Consider the following 18,686-nt stretch of genomic DNA (forward strand, 5'->3'; position numbering starts at 1 on the left):
TTTGCACAAAAAAACTCACCTCAAAAACCCAAAATTCTGTACAAGAATTCTAAAGATGTATAACTTGCACAACCTGTGAGCGATACATTTTAACCACCTGAGGACACCCACATGCGCCAGAACGGACAAGCCCCTGAAGCAATTAGCGATATTGCCCATTACTTCAATCAGGCTAACTCCCCTTCGCAACAGGAGACGCTGGGCTCAGTTGTTGTGGAAATTCTGCGTGCAGGGCATAGCCTGAGTCGTAAAGCGATTTGCAGTAAACTGTTGCGACGCCTTGAACTTGCCGCAACACCTGAAGAAGAGCGTCATCTGCACGAGCTCATTGCATTGCTTTTCCGTCGTGAAAGCTAATGCAAACACGGATTGATAGTCGCCAGTGATAGTCATTACAGTTTTTCAGGATGCCCGATTTAGTCACGCCGCCAGGATGGTTTACCCTAGTTAAAAAGCCCAGTACTGCTTTCCCGTATCAGGTGCATCTCTTCGCACCTGCAGAGAGATACGGACCCGCAGCATGGCCATTGATTCGCAATCAGAGAAGCCAGTATGTACAGAAGTGAAGATGAGAAACTGACAGATGTCATGATAGGTGAAGCCGTCCTGACATTGCTCAAGTCAGACAAATCGGTATCCAGTAATGCCCTGATAGAACAGCTTGAACTCATGGCTGCGGATGCTGATGACAGTGAAAAAGTAACCGTTATTCGTAAAGCCATCACTGAAGTCCGTAATGGCATGGTTGCTGCGCGCAAACGCGTTAAGGGTGACAGCGCTGAGCGTGATAATAAGTCACATCGCATGAACAGCGATGGCCCGCCCGATGGTTCGAAAAAACACTGATTGAAGGGTTAGATACCTGAATTACGCGGCTAGTTTAACCGAAGCGGCAGCCTGAAAAAGAAATGTTTTACGGCTGGTTGGGCAAAACGAAAACAGCGTCTACACTCGTTTTGACTATTCACATTGCTTCTGACTAATTTTCTTCAGAGAATGAAAAATCATGCAACACTCTTCATCAGATTCAACCATCATTGATTATTTTCGTAGCGAAGGCGATTTACTTGCTCCTGAAACAGAACTGCTGGGCGGTGTCATTCGTGACATTGTGGCCGACCAGGGGCGCGTAACGAATAAAGCGATTATCCTTTATTTGATTGCTGAACTTGAATGCACCTCCGATGTGGTCAGAATGGATGTGCTGCGTAAAACGCTGGAAATCGTTGTTGGCCGAACACCTGACGATACCGGCTTCTGATTCACTGACCTGCGGTAACGCAGGTCAGGTTAACTGCTTGTCGAACCGCTAATTCTCATTCATTTCCCTGCGTCATTCTCCTTCTCCCTTCTCACGATTTTATTTCCCATAATCGACCTGTAAAAAGAGTGCGTCCAGTGATGTTGCAGGAACTTCATATTAATGATTACCGTTAAACCTATTTCCTGACGAAAATAAGCTTTCCGAAAATAATAACGATAACAGAGCAGATTACCGCTTCAGTAATTAAACCCTTGCCATTTTCTCTGGCCAGCAATCTCAATAGCCTTTTTGATTTATATTTTTCAGAAGGTGAGAAAGCGTTTTATATGATCCTGAAGATCAAAACCAGGGGCAGCCATAATCATCAGAAAACGGATTTCGGGCACCTTATTCTCGCTGAAGTGAATCGATGCCGGTGAATGAACAGGACAGGCGTCAGGGATGGCGCCAAAAACCGGCGCCATCAACCTCAATGCATCTTGCGGGTGAAAAAGGCTATCGCTTCCTGACACAGTGATTTAAGCCTGCTGTCACGGGTTTCTTCGCTCAGTCTGAACAGAGCGTCCGTAATATCGTGAAAATGAACTGGCTCTCCCGCCTTGATCAAATCACTAACTACCGCGCCAACCAGCGCACGGATTTCATTATCGTTGTCGTACTTCACACGACCTCCCGACAGTGTATGCATATACAGTCTATCACTAGCAGGAGGTAAAAAACAAAAAAGTGGTTTTTGTAAAAATATAAGCGAAGCGGCAAAGAGGTTACTATTTATACACTCACGGGATATTATCTTGCTTTATATTTGCCCGCTGTAACCCTTAACTTATAAATTGCTAAAATGGGGTTATCATCGCCGTAATCTAATTTCACTGTGACTGACCTTAACCAAAGCGCCCTATCCCTAAAACAGAAGCCCGGCAGAATCTGATTATAAAAAATGTTCTCTCGAATCGCCGCAGGCTTGAGGGTCTGGAATATCCTGAACTGCGATTGTCAAATCACCATCCGAAAACAGCCCGCAGTGTGATAAAACTACTTTCATTCGCCGGCATCCCGAGTAGCACATGGCTAAATTTACCCTGAAACAGATTGCTGCCCAGTCGGGACTTAGCCTCGCAACCCTTGACCGTGCTCTCCATCAGCGCGGTAACGTTCATGCCCGAACGCTGCACCGAATTCAACAGGCAATAGCGGACCTGGAGTTGATGCAAAAGGCGGGGCTGGCAAAAGGCAGAACACTCTTTTTCGACGTGATCATGCATACGCCTGATCGCTTTCAGCCATTGATACGAGAAGCGCTCAGCAGTCAGATCGCCAGCTTTGCTGCCTTTAAAATTCAGCTGCGCTTCCACTTTGGTGCGAATCTTACGGCACAAGCGATTAACGCGCTGCTAAATAAAAAAGCGCTTTACAGCCACGGTGTCATTCTGAAAGCGGCCTGCTCTGGCGAGCTTAATCCCACTATTGAATTGATGCTGAAGCAGCGTATTCCGGTAGTCACCATGATGAGTGACTTACCCGACAGCGCGCGTCTGCGTTACATCGGCATGGACAACTTTGATGCTGGCAAGGTGGCAGCTTTTCTGATGTCAAAATGGTTGCGAGTCAGTCGCTCGCATATCGTGGCAGTGACCGGTAGTCACGATTTCATTGGTGAACAGGAAAGAATTCTGGGTTTTCAGCGAGCGATGCAACAGTTTGCGCCTCAGCATCAGGTGAGCGTGCTGGCTGGCGGGTATGGTATTGATGACAGGATGCATCAGTCAGTAACGGCGTTTTTGCGGAGCCATGCGGACGCGGATGCCGTTTACACCGTGGGCGGCGGCAATCCCGGCATACTGCGCGCGTTTGAAGAACAGAAGCGCCCTGTAAATGCGTTTATCGGTCACGATCTCGATCAGGAAAATTGCGACCTGCTTCAGGCAGGTAAAATTGATGCGCTGATTGAGCATAATTTACAGCTCGATGCGCTGCACGCCTTCCGAACCCTGCTGGCCTTTCATGGCTTTATACCCGAAACCGAACCGCCTGCACCCTACTCAAAAATCAATATTATCACCCGATATAACATGACAACCTGACATCTGCTCTGGCTATTAATAACGTCTGCTTATAGCCACATACGTGCTGAACAGGGTAATCAGGCACCGGCCAGGCGGTTACACTTAAGCTTTCCCTTAATAGCAGGAGTCAGTTATGAAAATTATTGCCAACGGATCGCAGCCTTCACGGAAAGGACCTGCAGAATATTTTACCGGCAGCGTTCGTATTGATGCCCCTTTCCAGGCAACCGAACCGGCCCGTGTGGGCGGTGCGACGGTGACCTTTGAGCCGGGCGCCCGCACTGCATGGCATACTCATCCACTGGGGCAGACCCTGATTATCACGCATGGACAAGGCTGGATTCAGTGTGAAGGTGAAGATATTCAGGTGATGAACGCCGGAGATATCGTCTGGATCCCGGAAAATGTGAAGCACTGGCATGGCGCAACGCCGGTCAATGCCATGACGCATATTGCTATCGCCGAGTCACTGAATGGCTCGCCGGTTGACTGGCTGGAGCAGGTCAGCGACCAGCAATACCAGCGCGACTAAACATAGCCGCTCACCCTGTTCAGAGCCTGACGTGATCGATTAGCGCCCTCATCTTGGGGGCCAGATTTTTGCGGCTGGGGAAATAAAGATAGAACCCGGCAAAACCGGGCAACCATTCATCCAGGATAGTAATGAGTTCGCCACGCGCGATGTAAGGCTGGAAAGTCTCTTCCATGCCAAAGCTGATGCCGCCTCCGGCGCAGGCGGTGCGAATCATCACCCCCATGTCGTTGGTGGTGAGCTGCGGATTGACGGCAACATCAAAATTACACCCCTGCTCAGCGAACTCCCAACGATAAGGGGCTAATCCTGGGCCTTTTCGCCAGCCTATGCAGCGATGATTGACCAGTTCCTCGGGGTGTTGTGGTGTGCCTTCACGCGCGAGATAAGTGGGTGATGCCACCGCAACCTGACGTTGTGCGGTGGAGACAGGCACGGCAATCATATCCTGAGCAATCACCTCCCCCAGCCGTACACCCGCGTCATAGCCCTGCCCGACAATATCGAACTCCTCATCAGTAACGGTGATATCCAGCTCAACCTGCGGGTAAGCGGTGATAAAGCTCGCCAGCAGCTCTCCTCCCAGCATCCGCTCCGCAATTGATGAGATCGCCAGCCGAAGCTGACCGCGCGGCTCCGTGGCCAGTTCGGTGAGATCAGTGACGGCACGGTTAAGCTGGTTGATCGCCGGAGCCACCTCGGCATAGAGCCGTTGGCCAGCTTCGGTCAGCTGAACCGAACGCGTGGTGCGTTGCATCAGCGTAATATTAAGCCTGTCTTCCAGCCGTCGCAGACTCTGACTGATTGCCGGACGCGTGACGCCAAGCTTTTCTGCTGCGAGTCGAAAATTTCGGGTCTGCGCCACAATCACAAAGACTTCGAGAGCATTTTTATCGGCATTCATAGGTTAGATTGCGTTACCAGAGTGTGAAGTGTTTGGTGGATTATCTTTATAATCCAGCCACCGTATGATCGCCAGTGACAACCTTACTGGAGAAATACGATGACTCAGAAAGTGATTTTAATTACCGGCGCTTCAAGCGGTATCGGTGCCGGCATCGCACGAGAACTGGCGAAAACGAATGCGATTCTGTTGCTGGGTGCACGACGAGAAAACCGTCTGGCCGCGCTGGCTGAAGAGCTAAGGTTCAATGGTGCTGAGGTGGCGATCAAAGCGCTTGATGTGACACGCCGTGAAGACGTTACGCAGTTTGTTGATTATGCACTGGAGAAATGGGGCCGCATTGATGTGATGATCAATAACGCCGGTATTATGCCTCTCTCACCGATTGCGGCGCTGAAGGTGGAAGAGTGGGATCAGATGATCGATGTGAACATCAAAGGGGTGCTGTATGGCATCGCGGCGGTGCTGCCGACCATGTTGACCCAACAGCGGGGTCACATCATCAATATCGCTTCAATTGGTGCTCTGGCGGTGTCACCCACTGCGGCGGTCTACTGCGCCACTAAGTTTGCGGTACGGGCGATTTCCGATGGTTTACGGCAGGAGAACAGCCAGCTGCGGGTGACCTGTGTTCATCCCGGCGTGGTCGAGAGTGAGCTGGCATCAACGATTACCGATCCAGAAGCCGCTGAGGCGATGCGACACTATCGCGCTATCGCGTTGCAGCCGGACGCCATTGGTCGCGCCGTGCGCTATGCCATTGAGCAGCCTGAAGAGGTAGATGTGAATGAAATTGTGGTGCGGCCAACCCGAACCCAGCATTAAGCCATTGGCCCGATGCGCAGAGTGCATCGGGCCGTATTATCAGTAAAGGCTTCGACGGGTACGCTGGACAGTAACGGCGATCGCCGTTAAGGCCACCAGCATCAGAAAGATCCCCAGACCCACCATTGCATTAAAGCCATAAGCTTTGAACAGCAGCAGACCGGCGATACAACCGCTCAGGAAGGAGAACACCGTCGTCAGATGGGTATGCAGCACCTTCTGGAAGAATCGACGGTCGTCGGTTTCGAGATGCACCGCATGTGACGTATGAGCAAAAATCCAGGAACCCAGTGCAATACCGGCATCAGTCAGCGTGCCGGTAATGTGAGTCGATCTGACGCGGCCATTGGAAAGCTGCGTCGAGGTGGCATTATGAATCCCCATTAAAAAGCCCAGCATCACCAGCACTTCCCCGTTAAAACTTGGCCGGTAGAACACGATCTCAAAGAACGATGCCGCTGTCAGTGCTGCCCCTTCCGCCAGAATAATCAAACAGAAAATGGTGCGTAATTTATGTCTGATACCTACCACCACTGCCAGCCGGGCGACGGTACAGCCCAGCACAAAGGCCACAATCAGTGCCATTAAAAATAGCATGGTGTGCAGGTCGCTGGTCGTTACCTCCTGGGAGATCTGCGAGGTGTTGCCAGTCATATGTGACGGGAAAAATCCAAAGGCGCCCAGCGCCATGGCATTAAGGATACCGGCAGTGGTGGCCAGCACCAGCGCCAGTAAGCGGTCTTCGGTATGCGAACGAACTTTCTTCTTTTTTATCAGCACAGGCTTCCCCACATCAGGTGAATGCAAAAAACGTTCTAATACGGTTTCAAGCATACAACCTGATAAAAATTATTCCCGTCAGAACCAGATAACTCTGAAGAAATAAGCCATTAATTTTGCTGATTTTTATAAAGCAGATTCAGTTTACTTTTAAAAGTGTCAACGACGCGATGATTCACCAGTTGATGACCACAAAAGAGGCAGATAGCCAACTCAGTCAACGATAAAGAGCTTCGCGCCGGTGGAGGTAAACGAACGATGCGGTTCAGCATCGTCTGCTACCTGATAACTGACGCCCGGTGTCAGTACGAAACGGCGTCCATCGGACAGTTCTGTGTGAAGCTCGCCCGCCATACAGAGTAAAATATGGCCCTTGGTGCACCAGTGATCGGCCACATAGCCCGGCGAATAATCGACCATGCGAACCCGGATATCGTTAAACGTCACAGTTCGCCATCTCGCCTCTCCCTGGTCGCGTGATGAACCGTCTCTTCAACCTGATCCCATTCCGTCAGCCCAAACGGCAAATTATCTATTTTCATGCGATGTCCCTGAGACTGCGTTGAAGATGAGCGTTAAGAGAGAGCCTGGAAAACGGCCTCTTCAGCATGGATGAGCGTGGTATCAAATAGCGGCACGCTGGCGTCGGTAGCGTCAACCAGCAAGGTAATTTCGGTGCAGCCCAGAATAATGGCCTCGGCCCCTTGTGCCACCAGCCGCTGCATGATCTCCCTGTAACGACGACGCGAGGCGGGATTGATTTCACCCAGGCAAAGCTCTTGGTAAATCACCTCGTGCACAAACAGGCGATCCGCTTCATCAGGCGTGATCACTTCAAGACCGAACTGCTCATGCAGTCGTCCGCGATAGAAATCCTGTTCCATGGTGAATCGCGTTGCCAGTAACCCGACCTTATGCACGCCAGCCTGCTGAATACGCCGTCCGGTGGCGTCAGCAATATGCAGTAGCGGGATGTCTGTGGCGGCGCTGATTTGCGCGGCCACTTTATGCATGGTGTTGGTACAGAGTACGATGAATTGCGCACCCGCCCTTTCCAGATTACGTGCTGCATCAGCCAGTATCTCGCCCGCCTGCTGCCACTCGCCCGCAGCCTGAAGTTGCTCGATATGCTGGAAATCAACACTATAAAGTACCAGCTCCGCCGAGTGCAGACCGCCCAGCCGCTGTTTAACCTGCTGATTGAGTATGCGGTAATAGAGTGCTGTTGACTCCCATGACATACCGCCTAACAAACCAATAACTTTCATGCTGCACTCCTGATTCAACGTTTTACTCTCAGCATGCCAGATTGCCATTGTTCGGCAACGGATTTAATCAGGCTGAGCTGTTCTGCGGCCTGAATCGCCGGGCAATCAGCATTAACACCATCACGCCAGCACTCATGATCACCCAGGCCTGCGTCAGTGATGCACCACTGTCGCGCACCCAGCCGGCCACCAGCGGCATCAGTGCTGCAATCAGGTATCCGCCACCCTGAACGCGTGACAGCAGAATGCCTGCCTCTCTGGCGTTGCGCGCATGATCCAGTGTGACAATCAGTGACAGCGGAAAGAGTGCGCCGATTCCTGTACCCAGCAGCAACACAGAGAGTACCGGCATCGTGTTCGGGTAGAACACCAGACTCAGCAGCCCCGCCAGTAACAATGTCAGCACGCCAAGCAGCAAAGGACGGCGGTCGGAAAAGCGATGTAACGTCGCTGAGACAATAAATCCTGCCACCACTTCGGTTAAGGTCAGCGCGGCGAGCAGATATCCGCTATGACGCGCACTCCAGCCCAGCTGTATATAGAATGGCGGCAGCCAGGCCAGTACCAGCGTGTAGGCCCCGGTGCCAATGCCAAAAAAGAGCATCAGTAGCAGTGTGCGCCGCACAGGCAGTATCGCTTCATCAACCGCTACACTCACCGGCGACGACCGCCTGACCGAGGACAGCCAGATTAGCAGCGTCACCAGCGCTAATCCTCCGGAGAGTGCCAGCGCGGGTTGCAGGCCCAGCAGGGTAAAAAGCGGCTCAGCACTCGCCGCAGTCAGTGCCGCACCCGCCATAATGCCTGTGCTGAACAGCGCCATCAGCGTCGCCGCGGCTGCTGTAAAGCGTTGCCGAATCAGGGCAGGCATCAGCGCCTGAATGACACCAATTCCTGCGCCACCCGCCAGCGCAGTGAGCATCAGCTGAGCAGAGGTCAGGTTAACCCCGCGCCACAGACAGGCCGCCGTCAGAAGAAGCAAACCCGAGGCGATGCCCATCACCGGCCCAATACGGACGATCAGCCACGGCCCGGAAAGTGCCGCCAGACCCATCATCGCCACCGGCAACGTGGTCAGAAGACTGAACGAGGTAGCTGACAGTCCAGCCTGCTGTTGCAACACCGGAAACAGCGGGCCGATAATAGCCAGCATCGGACGCAGGTTTAGCCCGATAAGAAAGACGATCACAGCAAACAGAATGGGGAAGAGATTATTTTTCATCGTTGACACTCTGACAGAGGATTGACGATGACAGCATTGGGCTGCCACCATTTATCTTAACGTTAAGATAAATATCCCGCCTTGTTAAGAGGTGCAGCACAACCCGACAACATAACCCCAGCATTTACAGGTGATTTATGCATGACCATATTGATTTCGTTGTCAGCCAATGGGACAACGCGATGCCTGATCTTGATGCTTCTTCCATGCGCATCTTCGGCAGAGTGTTGCGTCTGATGAAACATCTGGCGAAAGCGCGCAGTCAGGCACTGGAGCCGTTTGGTTTTCAGGAGGGGGAGTTTGATGTACTGGCAACGCTGCGGCGGGCGGGCTCGCCTTATCGCCTGTCGCCCACGCAACTTTATCAGGCGCTGCTGGTAACCTCCGGCGCGATGACAAATCGGCTGAACCGGCTGGAACAGCAGCATCTGATTGAACGTGTGGCTGCACCGGATGATAAGCGCAGCATGCTGGTTGGGCTGACCCCGCACGGGCAGCAGCAGATTGAGGATGCACTTCGTGTCCACACCGCCACGCAGGCGGCGGTGCTGGCGCCGCTGGACGCATCAGAGCGTGCCGAACTGGAGAGGCTGCTGAAAACCCTGCTGCTGGCGTTTCCCGGCGAATCTATCACTACAGACGAGCGTTTTTAGCGCTGTAGTTCGGCCACCGTCATGGTGAAAATAACCGGCTGGTGATCGGCACTGGCATAAGAATGCGGCATATCTGTCCGCGCCACCGCCGCACACCCCTGCTGCACGACCATTGTCTGCTCACCCACGGTTAATGCCAGTTTGCCCTGTTCAACGTGCAGCAGTTCAAGCGTGCCCGACGAGTGACCCGTGGAGCTGAAAACCTCGCCCGCAAACATTTTCCAGCGCCATAGCTCGATCATATCAGGTCCGCGTGTCCCCGCCAGCAGCTGCGCAGTTCCGCCCTGCTCACCCTGCCACAGAACGGGCATTTCGCTGTTCTCAATCAGCCAGGCGTCAGGTGCATGCGAAACATTGACGATATCCGCCACCGAGACACCCAGTGCGGCAGCCACTTTGCAGAGGATGGCAATGCTGGGATTGGCGGCGCCTTTTTCAATTTCAACCAGCATCCCTTTACTGATCCCTGCACGATGGGATAACGCATCCAGTGAGAGTTTCTGGCTTTTACGCCATCTTTTGATGCTCTCTGAGACAGCCTGATTAACACTGGCAACATTAGCGCCCGCATCGGTCGTTATATTGACTTTTTTGGTCATCGGTCATTACTATGGAATAAATTAGTCAATGAGAGAGTATCCGATGTTATCTGTTCATCCGTCAATCGATCCCGCGGTTCTCGCGCTCGCCCCCGGCTTTCGTGCCATGAGCATTGTGGTAGACGCTACGCCGATAACACGACCTGAGGTCGCCAGCGAAGCATTGAAGAGTGCCTGCCAGCAGGTGTTGCAGGAGGATGTGGCCTGGGCAGATGCGCATCTGGCAGCCTGGGCCGAGGTTTTCAAAGCCTTTGGTGCTAAAGCGAAACGCACACCCTGTTCTGCTGAAGCATTGCGCAAGCGCGTGCTGCGGGATGGCGCATTGCCTGCTATCGATCCGGTTGTCGATCTCTACAATGCCATCAGCATTCGCTACGCCCTGCCAGTTGGAGGCGAAAATATTGCGGCTTATATTGGTGCGCCACGTCTGGTGATTGCTGACGGCAGTGAACGGTTCGATACCGTCAAAGAGGGCGAGGTGGTTGATGAGTCACCAGAACCCGGCGAAGTGATCTGGCGAGACGATCAGGGCGTAACCTGCCGCCGCTGGAACTGGCGTCAGGGTGTGCGGACCAGACTGGATGCCAGTGCACGCCAGATGTGGTTTATCCTGGAAAGTCTTCCGGCTATGCCGCTCATTGCGCTGCAACAGGCCAGTGACGATCTGATCTCGGGATTAGTGCAGATGATGCCAGGGGCACAGGTCAGTGCAACGCTGATCGACGCGCCAGCCATCTGAACATTGCCCCAACACCGGTGATGCAGGGTTAACGTTGGCCAGAATCTGTGGCAGGATACGCGCCCTGCGTCTGGCCATACCCGGCTGACTGAACTGCATACAACCGGTGACTCTAATGGCTAAAGTAAAATATAGTCTCCCGCTGCTGCTGATCCTGGCTCTGGCTGGCTGGTGGTTGATCCCGCACGACAGTGAGGAGGATAAAGCGTATTACGTCGCGGTATTCTGCGCGATCGATCATCACAGTGCGCAGCCGCTTGATACGCAGATGCGCAACGTGATAGAAGGCGGCAATTCTGACTATGCGTTGCAAAAAATAACTTACAAGTCAGCGCTGGGCGACCGTGTGATTGGCCGCTGGCACCAACTGACGACGGATGATCAACAGCGCGCCGCCCAGGATAATGCAGCGTGCCAGCAACTGCTGACGCGCTGATTTCCGGCGGGTGTAATTATGTGATGATCGAATCATTGAGGAAAAAGATGAGTCTGCCAGAACGCAAAAATTACGCAGAACTGGGCGAAGTAAAAGCACCTTATGTGCATGCCGTTAAGCATGGCAACACGCTTTATGTTTCAGGGCTCACTGCGGCTGGCACACCCGCTCAGCAGGGCGATATGGCTGAACAGGCAGAAGCTATTTTTGAACAACTTAAGTCTGTTGCCGCTGCTGAGAAGACGTCCCTCGCTGCGCTGCTCAAGGTCACAATCTTCATTACTTCATTCACTGAAATCAGCGCGCTGCGGGAAGTGCTTTATCGCCATTATGGCGAGTATCTGCCTGCCAGCTCGCTGGTTCAGGTCAGCGGCCTATTCTCCACAGATCTGCGTATCGAGATTGAAGCCATTTTTGCCTTATAAGTCGCAAACCGCGATCTCTCAGCTGCTATAGCTGTAGATCAGCAGCAGCGGAACCCTGCGCCAGGTAACCGATGCGGTAGACCTCCTGTGGGTCTGCGGAACGCTGCTGTGACGCATCAATGCTTAATCCCTGCCAGCGGGTCACATCCCAGGCACTTAATCCTGCCGTCAGTGGCACTGTAGTCAGGTCCGAATGCCGGGGGATCGTCCAGCGATTCAGCGTCATAAACCGGGCGTCGGCCAGATTCGGAAGATGGTTCTGTCCTTCCAGTGCCAGCCAGCTTTCGATGATCGGCCAGCCAAAATCTCTGACCAGCGTCGCGAAGCCAGGACTTTGCAGGAAACGCTGCATACCACTCGCCTCCCGCCAGAAATAGATGGGTGCATAACGGTTTTCATTCAGTCCGCCATCATCACGGCAGGCCCAGAGATACGCCTTCGCCACCAGCCCCGGAAAGCCATCCAGCCGGGCACCGTTTAGCCTGATGCGCTGTTCAATGATGCCCATATCGTAGTCCGCAGGCAGGGTAAAACGGTAGTGCATGATAATCATAACGCCTCCTGTGCCAGCATCCGGCCACCGCTGAAGCTCCACTCTTCGGTGCTGTTGAACTGAATAATGATCATGACATCATCGGGATCGATCGCCATTTCCACCTGCAGCGCCGCACAAAGGGCATGATAAAACCGTTGCTTCTGATTCCGGGATCGCGGTCGGCCTGCTGTCACCTGAAACAGCACGAAATTGTCGCTGCGCCCGCCACTGAGATAGTGAATATCAAATACCCGCTGACAGGCTGGCAACATCTCAATCACCTGAAAGCAATCATGCTCAGGCACGTCAAACTCCGTCACCAGTGCTTTCTGGAGTAATGTTGAAATCGTATTCAGTGCCGCATCGCTGTAGCCCTGACGCAACGTGATTCGGGTGAATGGCATCAGCAGTTATCCTCCAGATAGCCCAGCGCGGTGACGGCGGCGGGCCAGCCAGCGTAAAACGCCAGATGTGTAAAGCTCTCCACCAGCTCATCCTGTGTCAGCCCGTTCTGACGGGCAAAATCGATATGCCACGGCAGCTGCTGAACGCGCCCCATCGCGGTTAACGTTGCCAGCGTCAGCAGGCTGCGCTCACGTGGTGACAACAGATGACGTTGCCAGATATCACCAAACAGCAGCTGCTGTGTCAGTTCGGCCAGTTTTGGCGCGCGTTGCGCCAGTGTTTCCCGATCCAGTGAATTTTTCATTGCACACTCCTCAGTGGTCAGAGAGAGTGTTATTCATAGTCTCAATCCTGAAAATCAAATTAATCAGCATTCACCATCCGCGTTTACAGGACGATAATGAATAAACTACCAGAGTCACTGGATATGGATGCGCTGCGCAGTTTCGTTGCTGGAATCGATGCTGGCAGCTTCGCGCTGGCAGCACAGCATCTCTGTCGATCAACGTCGGCTGTCAGTGCGCAACTCAAGAAACTGGAGCAGCAATGCGGCACGGCACTGGTGCTGAAAAAAGGGCGGCATCTCCAACTGACACCAAGTGGTGAACAGCTTATGAGTTATGCCAGACGGCTGCTGTCACTGAACGATGAGGCATTGCGGGCGGTGAAGGGCGAGGCGTTACAGGGTGAAATACGTATTGGCATGCAGGAGGATTTTGGCGAGGCGTTGATGCCTGCCATTCTCGGCGCATTTAATCGCCAGCATCCGGAAGTGAGGCTGACCGCTCGCGTCGACAGAAATCAGCCGCTACACACGGCGCTGGCGCGTCATGAGCTGGATTTGGCGCTGCTCTGGCAGGCGGAGCAGCAGACTGGCACACAGTTGATTGGTCAATGTCCGTTAGCCTGGATTCAGCATTCGGCATTTGATCTGGCAGGGTTTCTGTGGCGCGGCGAAGCGCTGCCGCTGGTGGCATTTGATGCGCCCTGTGTGATGCGAACGCGCGCCACCCAGGCACTGGATAAGGCAGGCATTCCTTGGCGGATCGTGTTCACCAGTCACAGTCTTAGCGGGATCTGGGCGGCAGTTCAGGCCGGGCTGGGTATAACCCTGCGCACCCGCGCAGGTATGCCAGAAAAGCTGGTGACGGAGTCAGACCGGTTGCCACAATCCGGCTATCTGGGAATCGCGCTGGCCCGCTCAGATCAGGGCAACGATCCGGCGCGTATGCTGCTGGAGCATCTCATCACGGAAGCTGCCCTGCCCTTTGTTCAGCGCCAGAGGCCTGACTAAATGCCTGCTGAATCAGCGAAGAACAGTAGGCTGATGAAATATCGCGATCACCGAACAGAATGTGGAACATAACGGGAGCCACGGCCACATCAACCATGCGATCAACATCAAAGCCGGGTTCGCCACGTTCACGTGCGCGGATGTTCAAAGTTTCCAGATGCTGATAGGTGAATCCACAGCACTTCTGGCTGGCTTCTTCAGCATGACTGCCGATCACATCGGCTAGCAGTTCACGACCGACTTTAGACGACATCTCTTCAGCGTATTGCTGGAGGAACAAAGTAAGGTCGCTGATCATCGATCCTGTATCTTCCGGTTCGGCGATTGGCCGCATCCGCGCTACTGCGACATCTGCCAGCAACTGGGCCAGATCACCCCAGCGTCGATAAATTGTAGAGGGCGTTACGCCTGCCTGTTCGGCGATCATCGGAACGGTAATAGCCGAACGGTCAACGGTTTCCAGCAATCGATTGACGGTGTTATGCACCTCTGCCTGAATACGTGCGCTGCGCCCACCCTGACGAATCATTTCCCGTGCCATCTTTCTCCCGCTTTTGTCAGTGATAACGTCACAGTTAAAGCAACAAAATTGCGTTAACGGAATTTGACAGTGTACCGCATCTCAGGCTGAACAGGCGTTAAAGTGTGCTATCAGGCGAGGTCTTATCAGGGCTGAATTTTACTCAGGACTGAACTGACCGGCTCTGTAGTGAGATGGGACGATGAATTATCCGATGCTCCTATCCATAAAAGACCGACTGCCATTACCGCTGAAATAAAAATTGTTCGAATATCCATAAATCCTCCCCGGAATAAGGTGAATAAAATAATTCATGCTGCGGAGAGTCAATCGCGGGATTAGCGGTGCTTTAAAGACGCCAGATACGAAAAGATGGCGCAGATTTGACCACGCCCGGTGATATAAAGAAGAATCAGACAGGTTTGGCGACAGTGTTGCCCGCCGCAATCCAGTCGGATCGGCTGAGGGTATACATCAGGCTGGCAGGCAAGCCCTCTGCATCCTCGACTCTTTTCAAAAAGGTTAAGCCCGCTTTCTCCAACACCCGCTGTGAAGCCAGGTGGTTTTCGCGCGTTACACCGGTGATAATGCTGAGTCCGGCTTCCTCGAAGCCATAACGAATAGCTCTGCGGGAAAGCTCTGTGGCATACCCTTTTCCCCAGGCCGCGGGCTCAAACCGGTATCCGAGATTATTGGTCTGACGGCCATCGAACTGGCTTCGGAATACCCCACCAAAACCAATGATTTTTTCCGGATGCGCTTTTTCGAATATCGTCCAGTCGCCAAAACTCTGGTCCCGATAACTCTCCTGTATGCGCTCCATAGCCTGCACAGCATATTCCCTGTCAGGCCAGGGACCTCGTGGATTAAACTTATGCGTTTCAGGGTCACCATAGATTCTGAAGAGGTCGTCAAGATCCTCACGAAGGGTAAATCTGTAAAGCAATCGCTCTGATTCCCAGACCATCCTGCGCTCCTTTTGGGTACTGATCAGATACCCTTTTATAGCAGCAGTCCCTTCTGACACCAACTTTTACGACGCTTCTGTGCCCGATAAAAACGTTGAGTTGTGGCCCGACTGAGGCGAGCACGCTGGATCGATGACGTTAATCTGCAATCAAAAAAAGGACGCGCCTGTTGCTCGCGTCCGTTTATTTGTTACGCCTGACAATTAAGCTGAACTGTGAACACGAAACGAATCGACCATGCCACGCAGCGCATGGGCCTGTTCAGAGAGCGATTGAGACGCTGACGAAGACTCTTCCACCAGCGCGGCGTTATTTTGCGTCACGCCATCCATCTGACTCACGGCGATGCTGACCTGAGAAATGCCCTGCATTTGCTCAGATGAGGAGAGGGAAATATTATCCATCGCTTCAGCCAGTTCACTTACCATGCCGACAATCTTCAGAATGCTCTGGCCGGTTCCGGCTGCCACCGAGACGCCCTGCTCTACCTGACCAACAGTCTGCTCAATCAGTGATTTGATATCCCGTGCTGCGGTCGCGCTTCGCTGCGCAAGGGAACGGACTTCACCCGCCACAACCGCAAATCCACGTCCATCTTCTCCCGCCCTTGCGGCTTCAACGGCCGCGTTCAGTGCCAGGATGTTAGTCTGGAAAGCGATACCTTCGATTACGCTGGTGATATCGCGAATTTTTGCAGCACTGAGTGAGATACCATTCATGGTCTCGGACATCTGATGAACATCATTTTCACCGCTGCGTGCCAGTGATGCGGTTTCACGGGCCGAGCCTGCTGTCTGCTGTGCACCCAGCGTATTACTCTTCACCGTGGCGGTAAGCTGCTCCATGCTGGCAGCCGTTTCCTGCAATGCCGCCGCCTGCTCTTCAGTGCGCGAAGACAACTCGCTGTTGCCACGGGAAATCTCATCCGCCGCCAGCGCAACAGAGCCTGCAGATTCTTTGATGCGGGAGACCAGTTCACGCAGATTGGTCTGCATACTATCCAGTGAAGCCAGCAGGCTTTGGGTATCACCGCGACGCAATGCCACCGTCGTCGTAAGATCGCCAGAGGCGATAGCGGCAGCAAGCACCTGAGCCTGAGCGGGTTCACCGCCCAGTTGACGCATGAGCGTGCGGACAGTGAACAGACAGGTCGCCAGAGCCAGCAGGATGGAAATGCCCGCCAGAATCATCAGCGTGAAGCCGGTACGCGCCGAGGAGTCGCTGCTCATTACCACCGCTTTCTGCCCCTCCTCACTCTGGATCGTTGAAAGGGTATTAAGTGCATCAAGCAGAGTACGCTGTGCGGGGCGTGTCACCGTCAGAAGATAGGCAGTAGCTTCCTGTGACTTATTCTCCAGCCCCAACCGGCCAGCTTGCTCAAGTGAGTCGAGTGTCGCTTTTTCGGCAGAGAGACTTTTATCGAAAGCCTGGCGCGCAGCGGGAGTCGCATCATCCATCATGCGGGCCAGCTTCTCACGGTTAGTGATATAAATTGCCTTTTGGGCCAGTAACCGTTTCCATTCCGGCTCCATTGCTTTGGTATCGTTCAGTAGCGCCATGTTGCGCACCGCAATGCCCATGTCACGCAAGCTGCCGCGCATGTCGAGTACCATCTGATAGCGTTTCATCTTTACATTGACCACATCATTCATGCCATTACGGGCACTGCTGAGGGCATGTAACGCGATTCCGCTGCAAAGAATAAACAGCAAAATGAGCAGGCCAAAGCCGGTATACAGTCGAGTTGAAATTTTCACTGGCGAGTCTCATGAACGGTTGTAATAAGGTTGTAATGTATTCCTGGTATCGGCAGAGAAGGGAAAACATGTAGACACGACCGGTATTAAATTATTTCGTCGCTGACACTACGGCACGTATCGGTTTATTATTCCTCGGCGATAACCGGACTCTGTGACGCGTTTCAGACGTTAGCTTCATGCTTAAGATCTGTGTCGTATCGTCGTGAGTATTCTGGAAATTTATCAATGAAAGGACGATGAAAATGGCTGAGCAGCACAACATCATCACTGAACTGACTGAACTTGAGCATCTTTATGGGTCGGTTGCCAGGCCCTCAATTGCTAAGGTGACCGATCATATTCACCCCGCCTATCGGCCTTTTATTGCTGCCTCGCCTTTTGTCGCGCTGGCAACGTCCGGGCAGGAGGGTCTGGATGTTTCTCCCCGCGGCGATCCGGCAGGATTTATTGAAATCGACGATGAAAAAACCCTGCTGTTACCCGACAGGCGCGGCAACAACCGCATCGACAGCCTGCGTAATATTCTGTATGACAATCGGGTCGCGTTGCTTTTTCTGATTCCTGGTATTGGTGAGACATTACGTATTAACGGCACGGCGGTGATCAGCACCGATCCGGCGCTACTTGAGCGCTTCGCCGTCAACAACCAGCGCCCCAAAACGGTGTTACGCATTAGCGTGGAGAGTGTTTTCTTTCAGTGTAGCCGGGCGATTATTCGCTCGGGATTGTGGGATGCCGAAACGCAAATATCCCGCCAGTCACTGCCCAGCACCGGCTCAATTCTTAAACAGATTGCAGAAATTGACGGCGATGCCTACGACAAAGCACTGCCTGAACGCCTGAAGAACACACTTTATTGAATGCTGTTCAGGATCAGTAGATCCTGTCAGTAAGCCAGGCAGCGATGGCGTCATACCAGGTCCTCAAGGATCTGCTTTGCATCAACGTAGTCGTATGAGGTGATTTCAATTTTATTATCACTGGGATCGCTAAAATAGACGGACATCGACACAGCGTGGTCACTGACGGTGAATGGGATCTTATTGTCTCTGAGAACAGGGATGAGTTCGCTAAATGAGGATGCTGCCACGCCAAAGGCCACGGTGTGACCGGGTAGCTGAGTGCTTCTGAGAAAAAGAGAGAGTGATGCCCGGTTATTCCTTATAACCAGCGGTCCACCCTGTTCGAACCAGAAATAAAGTGCATTGTCGCGGGAAAAGCCCAGGATCTTGTTATACCACGTCTCTGCCTGCTCAATATTTTCAACGTAAAGATGAATATGGTCGATCTCAGCTATTTTCATTACTCTGACTCCCTGATTATTATTCGCAGAAAGACTCGACTAAATGTTGTTGTAAAACAACTCGCAAAACAAAAAATGACTCATTGATGAGCGTCATGAAACTGGATTTTTCGACGCTATATTGCTGCTGGCAATACAATGTGCGCTCTCAACACGTCCTCTTCCTCAAAAGCACACACGCACACCCT

Annotated in this window: 25 protein-coding genes and 1 pseudogene; 12 read left to right on the forward strand and 14 right to left on the reverse strand. The window is 52.8% G+C overall.

Going from position 1 to position 18,686, the window contains the following annotated elements:
• Window positions 1-111: 111 nt before the first annotated feature.
• The 3 genes from ycgZ to NP77_RS21680 all read left to right on the forward strand — a co-directional run bounded on the left by ycgZ (window position 112) and on the right by NP77_RS21680 (window position 1,261).
• Complete coding sequence (ycgZ, locus tag NP77_RS21670; RefSeq protein ID WP_003848277.1) at window positions 112-357, forward strand: regulatory protein YcgZ; 246 nt, start codon at window positions 112-114, stop codon at window positions 355-357.
• A gap of 195 nt (window positions 358-552) precedes the next feature.
• The gene (locus tag NP77_RS21675; protein ID WP_039661719.1) at window positions 553-846 is read left to right on the forward strand and encodes a hypothetical protein; all 294 of its coding nucleotides are present in this window, start codon (window positions 553-555) and stop codon (window positions 844-846) included.
• 160 nt (window positions 847-1,006) lie between these two features.
• Window positions 1,007-1,261, forward strand: a complete 255-nt coding sequence (locus tag NP77_RS21680) for a biofilm/acid-resistance regulator YmgB/AriR (RefSeq protein WP_003848273.1) — start codon at window positions 1,007-1,009, stop codon at window positions 1,259-1,261.
• A 472-nt stretch (window positions 1,262-1,733) separates the two neighbouring features.
• Here NP77_RS21680 and NP77_RS21685 read toward each other — a convergent pair whose 3' ends face one another.
• Window positions 1,734-1,928 carry a hypothetical protein gene (locus NP77_RS21685; protein ID WP_003848268.1) on the reverse strand — a complete coding sequence of 65 codons (195 nt, stop codon included), beginning with the start codon at window positions 1,926-1,928 and terminating at the stop codon, window positions 1,734-1,736.
• Window positions 1,929-2,331: 403 nt separating this feature from the next.
• On the opposite strand from NP77_RS21685, the gene NP77_RS21690 reads away from it, so the two are divergent.
• Together NP77_RS21690 and NP77_RS21695 are read left to right on the forward strand one after the other, a co-directional pair.
• Complete coding sequence (locus tag NP77_RS21690; RefSeq protein WP_008924491.1) at window positions 2,332-3,348, forward strand: LacI family DNA-binding transcriptional regulator; 1,017 nt, start codon at window positions 2,332-2,334, stop codon at window positions 3,346-3,348.
• A 115-nt stretch (window positions 3,349-3,463) separates the two neighbouring features.
• Window positions 3,464-3,862 carry a cupin domain-containing protein gene (locus NP77_RS21695; RefSeq protein ID WP_008924490.1) on the forward strand — a complete coding sequence of 133 codons (399 nt, stop codon included), beginning with the start codon at window positions 3,464-3,466 and terminating at the stop codon, window positions 3,860-3,862.
• Between the two features lie 19 nt (window positions 3,863-3,881).
• Here NP77_RS21695 and NP77_RS21700 read toward each other — a convergent pair whose 3' ends face one another.
• Window positions 3,882-4,766: a LysR family transcriptional regulator gene (locus NP77_RS21700; protein WP_008924489.1), complete on the reverse strand. Its 885-nt coding sequence runs from the start codon at window positions 4,764-4,766 to the stop codon at window positions 3,882-3,884.
• A 99-nt stretch (window positions 4,767-4,865) separates the two neighbouring features.
• Here NP77_RS21700 and NP77_RS21705 point away from each other — a divergent pair, with 99 nt between their 5' ends.
• Complete coding sequence (locus NP77_RS21705) at window positions 4,866-5,591, forward strand: SDR family oxidoreductase (protein ID WP_039661722.1); 726 nt, start codon at window positions 4,866-4,868, stop codon at window positions 5,589-5,591.
• A gap of 39 nt (window positions 5,592-5,630) precedes the next feature.
• Here NP77_RS21705 and NP77_RS21710 read toward each other — a convergent pair whose 3' ends face one another.
• From NP77_RS21710 to NP77_RS21725, 4 genes and pseudogenes are all read right to left on the reverse strand, one after another.
• Window positions 5,631-6,425 (reverse strand): YoaK family protein, encoded by a 795-nt coding sequence (locus tag NP77_RS21710; protein ID WP_008924487.1) that lies wholly within the window; start codon window positions 6,423-6,425, stop codon window positions 5,631-5,633.
• A gap of 159 nt (window positions 6,426-6,584) precedes the next feature.
• Window positions 6,585-6,913: pseudogene (locus tag NP77_RS21715) on the reverse strand (DHCW motif cupin fold protein).
• Between the two features lie 33 nt (window positions 6,914-6,946).
• Window positions 6,947-7,639: an aspartate/glutamate racemase family protein gene (locus NP77_RS21720; protein WP_008924486.1), complete on the reverse strand. Its 693-nt coding sequence runs from the start codon at window positions 7,637-7,639 to the stop codon at window positions 6,947-6,949.
• A 67-nt stretch (window positions 7,640-7,706) separates the two neighbouring features.
• Window positions 7,707-8,861 carry an MFS transporter gene (locus NP77_RS21725; RefSeq protein WP_008924485.1) on the reverse strand — a complete coding sequence of 385 codons (1,155 nt, stop codon included), beginning with the start codon at window positions 8,859-8,861 and terminating at the stop codon, window positions 7,707-7,709.
• A gap of 137 nt (window positions 8,862-8,998) precedes the next feature.
• Here NP77_RS21725 and NP77_RS21730 point away from each other — a divergent pair, with 137 nt between their 5' ends.
• The gene (locus NP77_RS21730) at window positions 8,999-9,514 is read left to right on the forward strand and encodes a MarR family winged helix-turn-helix transcriptional regulator (protein ID WP_039661725.1); all 516 of its coding nucleotides are present in this window, start codon (window positions 8,999-9,001) and stop codon (window positions 9,512-9,514) included.
• On the opposite strand, the gene NP77_RS21735 is transcribed toward NP77_RS21730, so the two are convergent.
• Window positions 9,511-10,113, reverse strand: coding sequence for a helix-turn-helix domain-containing protein (locus NP77_RS21735; protein WP_039661727.1), 603 nt, complete (start codon window positions 10,111-10,113; stop codon window positions 9,511-9,513). The genes NP77_RS21730 and NP77_RS21735 overlap by 4 nt on opposite strands.
• 43 nt (window positions 10,114-10,156) lie before the next feature.
• On the opposite strand from NP77_RS21735, the gene NP77_RS21740 reads away from it, so the two are divergent.
• The 3 genes from NP77_RS21740 (at window position 10,157) to NP77_RS21750 (ending at window position 11,713) form a co-directional block, all read left to right on the forward strand.
• Entirely contained in the window at window positions 10,157-10,852 is a 696-nt protein-coding gene (locus NP77_RS21740) for a B3/4 domain-containing protein (protein ID WP_039661730.1), read from the forward strand.
• A gap of 115 nt (window positions 10,853-10,967) precedes the next feature.
• A complete protein-coding gene (locus NP77_RS21745; protein WP_003848247.1) occupies window positions 10,968-11,288 on the forward strand; it encodes a hypothetical protein in 321 nt (106 codons plus the stop codon).
• Window positions 11,289-11,335: 47 nt separating this feature from the next.
• Entirely contained in the window at window positions 11,336-11,713 is a 378-nt protein-coding gene (locus NP77_RS21750; protein WP_003848245.1) for a RidA family protein, read from the forward strand.
• A gap of 25 nt (window positions 11,714-11,738) precedes the next feature.
• Here NP77_RS21750 and NP77_RS21755 read toward each other — a convergent pair whose 3' ends face one another.
• The 3 genes from NP77_RS21755 to NP77_RS21765 are packed head-to-tail and all read right to left on the reverse strand — an operon-like array spanning window position 11,739 to window position 12,957.
• A complete protein-coding gene (locus NP77_RS21755; RefSeq protein ID WP_039661733.1) occupies window positions 11,739-12,266 on the reverse strand; it encodes a DUF4865 family protein in 528 nt (175 codons plus the stop codon).
• Entirely contained in the window at window positions 12,263-12,652 is a 390-nt protein-coding gene (locus tag NP77_RS21760; protein WP_039661737.1) for a tautomerase family protein, read from the reverse strand. The genes NP77_RS21755 and NP77_RS21760 overlap by 4 nt, the downstream gene beginning before the upstream one ends.
• Window positions 12,652-12,957: a carboxymuconolactone decarboxylase family protein gene (locus NP77_RS21765; protein WP_039661740.1), complete on the reverse strand. Its 306-nt coding sequence runs from the start codon at window positions 12,955-12,957 to the stop codon at window positions 12,652-12,654. The genes NP77_RS21760 and NP77_RS21765 overlap by 1 nt, the downstream gene beginning before the upstream one ends.
• Before the next feature lie 96 nt (window positions 12,958-13,053).
• On the opposite strand from NP77_RS21765, the gene NP77_RS21770 reads away from it, so the two are divergent.
• Window positions 13,054-13,947: a LysR substrate-binding domain-containing protein gene (locus NP77_RS21770; RefSeq protein WP_039661742.1), complete on the forward strand. Its 894-nt coding sequence runs from the start codon at window positions 13,054-13,056 to the stop codon at window positions 13,945-13,947.
• Here the strand turns inward: NP77_RS21770 and NP77_RS21775 are convergent.
• The 3 genes from NP77_RS21775 to NP77_RS21785 all read right to left on the reverse strand — a co-directional run bounded on the left by NP77_RS21775 (window position 13,901) and on the right by NP77_RS21785 (window position 17,192).
• A complete protein-coding gene (locus NP77_RS21775; RefSeq protein ID WP_008924471.1) occupies window positions 13,901-14,488 on the reverse strand; it encodes a TetR/AcrR family transcriptional regulator in 588 nt (195 codons plus the stop codon). The genes NP77_RS21770 and NP77_RS21775 overlap by 47 nt on opposite strands.
• A gap of 391 nt (window positions 14,489-14,879) precedes the next feature.
• A complete protein-coding gene (locus NP77_RS21780) occupies window positions 14,880-15,434 on the reverse strand; it encodes a GNAT family N-acetyltransferase (RefSeq protein ID WP_039661744.1) in 555 nt (184 codons plus the stop codon).
• Window positions 15,435-15,638: 204 nt separating this feature from the next.
• A complete protein-coding gene (locus NP77_RS21785) occupies window positions 15,639-17,192 on the reverse strand; it encodes a methyl-accepting chemotaxis protein (RefSeq protein ID WP_039661745.1) in 1,554 nt (517 codons plus the stop codon).
• A 245-nt stretch (window positions 17,193-17,437) separates the two neighbouring features.
• Here NP77_RS21785 and NP77_RS21790 point away from each other — a divergent pair, with 245 nt between their 5' ends.
• Complete coding sequence (locus NP77_RS21790) at window positions 17,438-18,055, forward strand: pyridoxamine 5'-phosphate oxidase family protein (RefSeq protein WP_039661877.1); 618 nt, start codon at window positions 17,438-17,440, stop codon at window positions 18,053-18,055.
• Between the two features lie 50 nt (window positions 18,056-18,105).
• On the opposite strand, the gene NP77_RS21795 is transcribed toward NP77_RS21790, so the two are convergent.
• Window positions 18,106-18,498: a VOC family protein gene (locus NP77_RS21795; protein ID WP_003848232.1), complete on the reverse strand. Its 393-nt coding sequence runs from the start codon at window positions 18,496-18,498 to the stop codon at window positions 18,106-18,108.
• Window positions 18,499-18,686: the final 188 nt, after the last annotated feature.

Origin of the sequence: Pantoea sp. MBLJ3, from assembly GCF_000816655.1 — a bacterium.
GTDB classification, from domain to species: Bacteria; Pseudomonadota; Gammaproteobacteria; order Enterobacterales; family Enterobacteriaceae; genus Pantoea; species Pantoea eucalypti.

Coding starts and splice junctions, on each gene's coding strand:
- NP77_RS21755 (WP_039661733.1), bottom strand. CDS start 12,266: ATGATTATCATGCACTACCGTTTTACCCTGCCTGCGGACTACGATATG.
- NP77_RS21705 (WP_039661722.1), top strand. CDS start 4,866: ATGACTCAGAAAGTGATTTTAATTACCGGCGCTTCAAGCGGTATCGGT.
- NP77_RS21770 (WP_039661742.1), top strand. CDS start 13,054: ATGAATAAACTACCAGAGTCACTGGATATGGATGCGCTGCGCAGTTTC.
- NP77_RS21750 (WP_003848245.1), top strand. CDS start 11,336: ATGAGTCTGCCAGAACGCAAAAATTACGCAGAACTGGGCGAAGTAAAA.
- NP77_RS21745 (WP_003848247.1), top strand. CDS start 10,968: ATGGCTAAAGTAAAATATAGTCTCCCGCTGCTGCTGATCCTGGCTCTG.
- NP77_RS21720 (WP_008924486.1), bottom strand. CDS start 7,639: ATGAAAGTTATTGGTTTGTTAGGCGGTATGTCATGGGAGTCAACAGCA.
- NP77_RS21695 (WP_008924490.1), top strand. CDS start 3,464: ATGAAAATTATTGCCAACGGATCGCAGCCTTCACGGAAAGGACCTGCA.
- NP77_RS21735 (WP_039661727.1), bottom strand. CDS start 10,113: ATGACCAAAAAAGTCAATATAACGACCGATGCGGGCGCTAATGTTGCC.
- NP77_RS21730 (WP_039661725.1), top strand. CDS start 8,999: ATGCATGACCATATTGATTTCGTTGTCAGCCAATGGGACAACGCGATG.
- NP77_RS21765 (WP_039661740.1), bottom strand. CDS start 12,957: ATGAAAAATTCACTGGATCGGGAAACACTGGCGCAACGCGCGCCAAAA.
- NP77_RS21680 (WP_003848273.1), top strand. CDS start 1,007: ATGCAACACTCTTCATCAGATTCAACCATCATTGATTATTTTCGTAGC.
- NP77_RS21700 (WP_008924489.1), bottom strand. CDS start 4,766: ATGAATGCCGATAAAAATGCTCTCGAAGTCTTTGTGATTGTGGCGCAG.
- NP77_RS21790 (WP_039661877.1), top strand. CDS start 17,438: ATGGCTGAGCAGCACAACATCATCACTGAACTGACTGAACTTGAGCAT.
- NP77_RS21795 (WP_003848232.1), bottom strand. CDS start 18,498: ATGAAAATAGCTGAGATCGACCATATTCATCTTTACGTTGAAAATATT.
- NP77_RS21675 (WP_039661719.1), top strand. CDS start 553: ATGTACAGAAGTGAAGATGAGAAACTGACAGATGTCATGATAGGTGAA.
- NP77_RS21690 (WP_008924491.1), top strand. CDS start 2,332: ATGGCTAAATTTACCCTGAAACAGATTGCTGCCCAGTCGGGACTTAGC.
- NP77_RS21780 (WP_039661744.1), bottom strand. CDS start 15,434: ATGGTCTGGGAATCAGAGCGATTGCTTTACAGATTTACCCTTCGTGAG.
- NP77_RS21775 (WP_008924471.1), bottom strand. CDS start 14,488: ATGGCACGGGAAATGATTCGTCAGGGTGGGCGCAGCGCACGTATTCAG.
- NP77_RS21760 (WP_039661737.1), bottom strand. CDS start 12,652: ATGCCATTCACCCGAATCACGTTGCGTCAGGGCTACAGCGATGCGGCA.
- NP77_RS21710 (WP_008924487.1), bottom strand. CDS start 6,425: ATGCTTGAAACCGTATTAGAACGTTTTTTGCATTCACCTGATGTGGGG.
- NP77_RS21725 (WP_008924485.1), bottom strand. CDS start 8,861: ATGAAAAATAATCTCTTCCCCATTCTGTTTGCTGTGATCGTCTTTCTT.
- ycgZ (WP_003848277.1), top strand. CDS start 112: ATGCGCCAGAACGGACAAGCCCCTGAAGCAATTAGCGATATTGCCCAT.
- NP77_RS21740 (WP_039661730.1), top strand. CDS start 10,157: ATGTTATCTGTTCATCCGTCAATCGATCCCGCGGTTCTCGCGCTCGCC.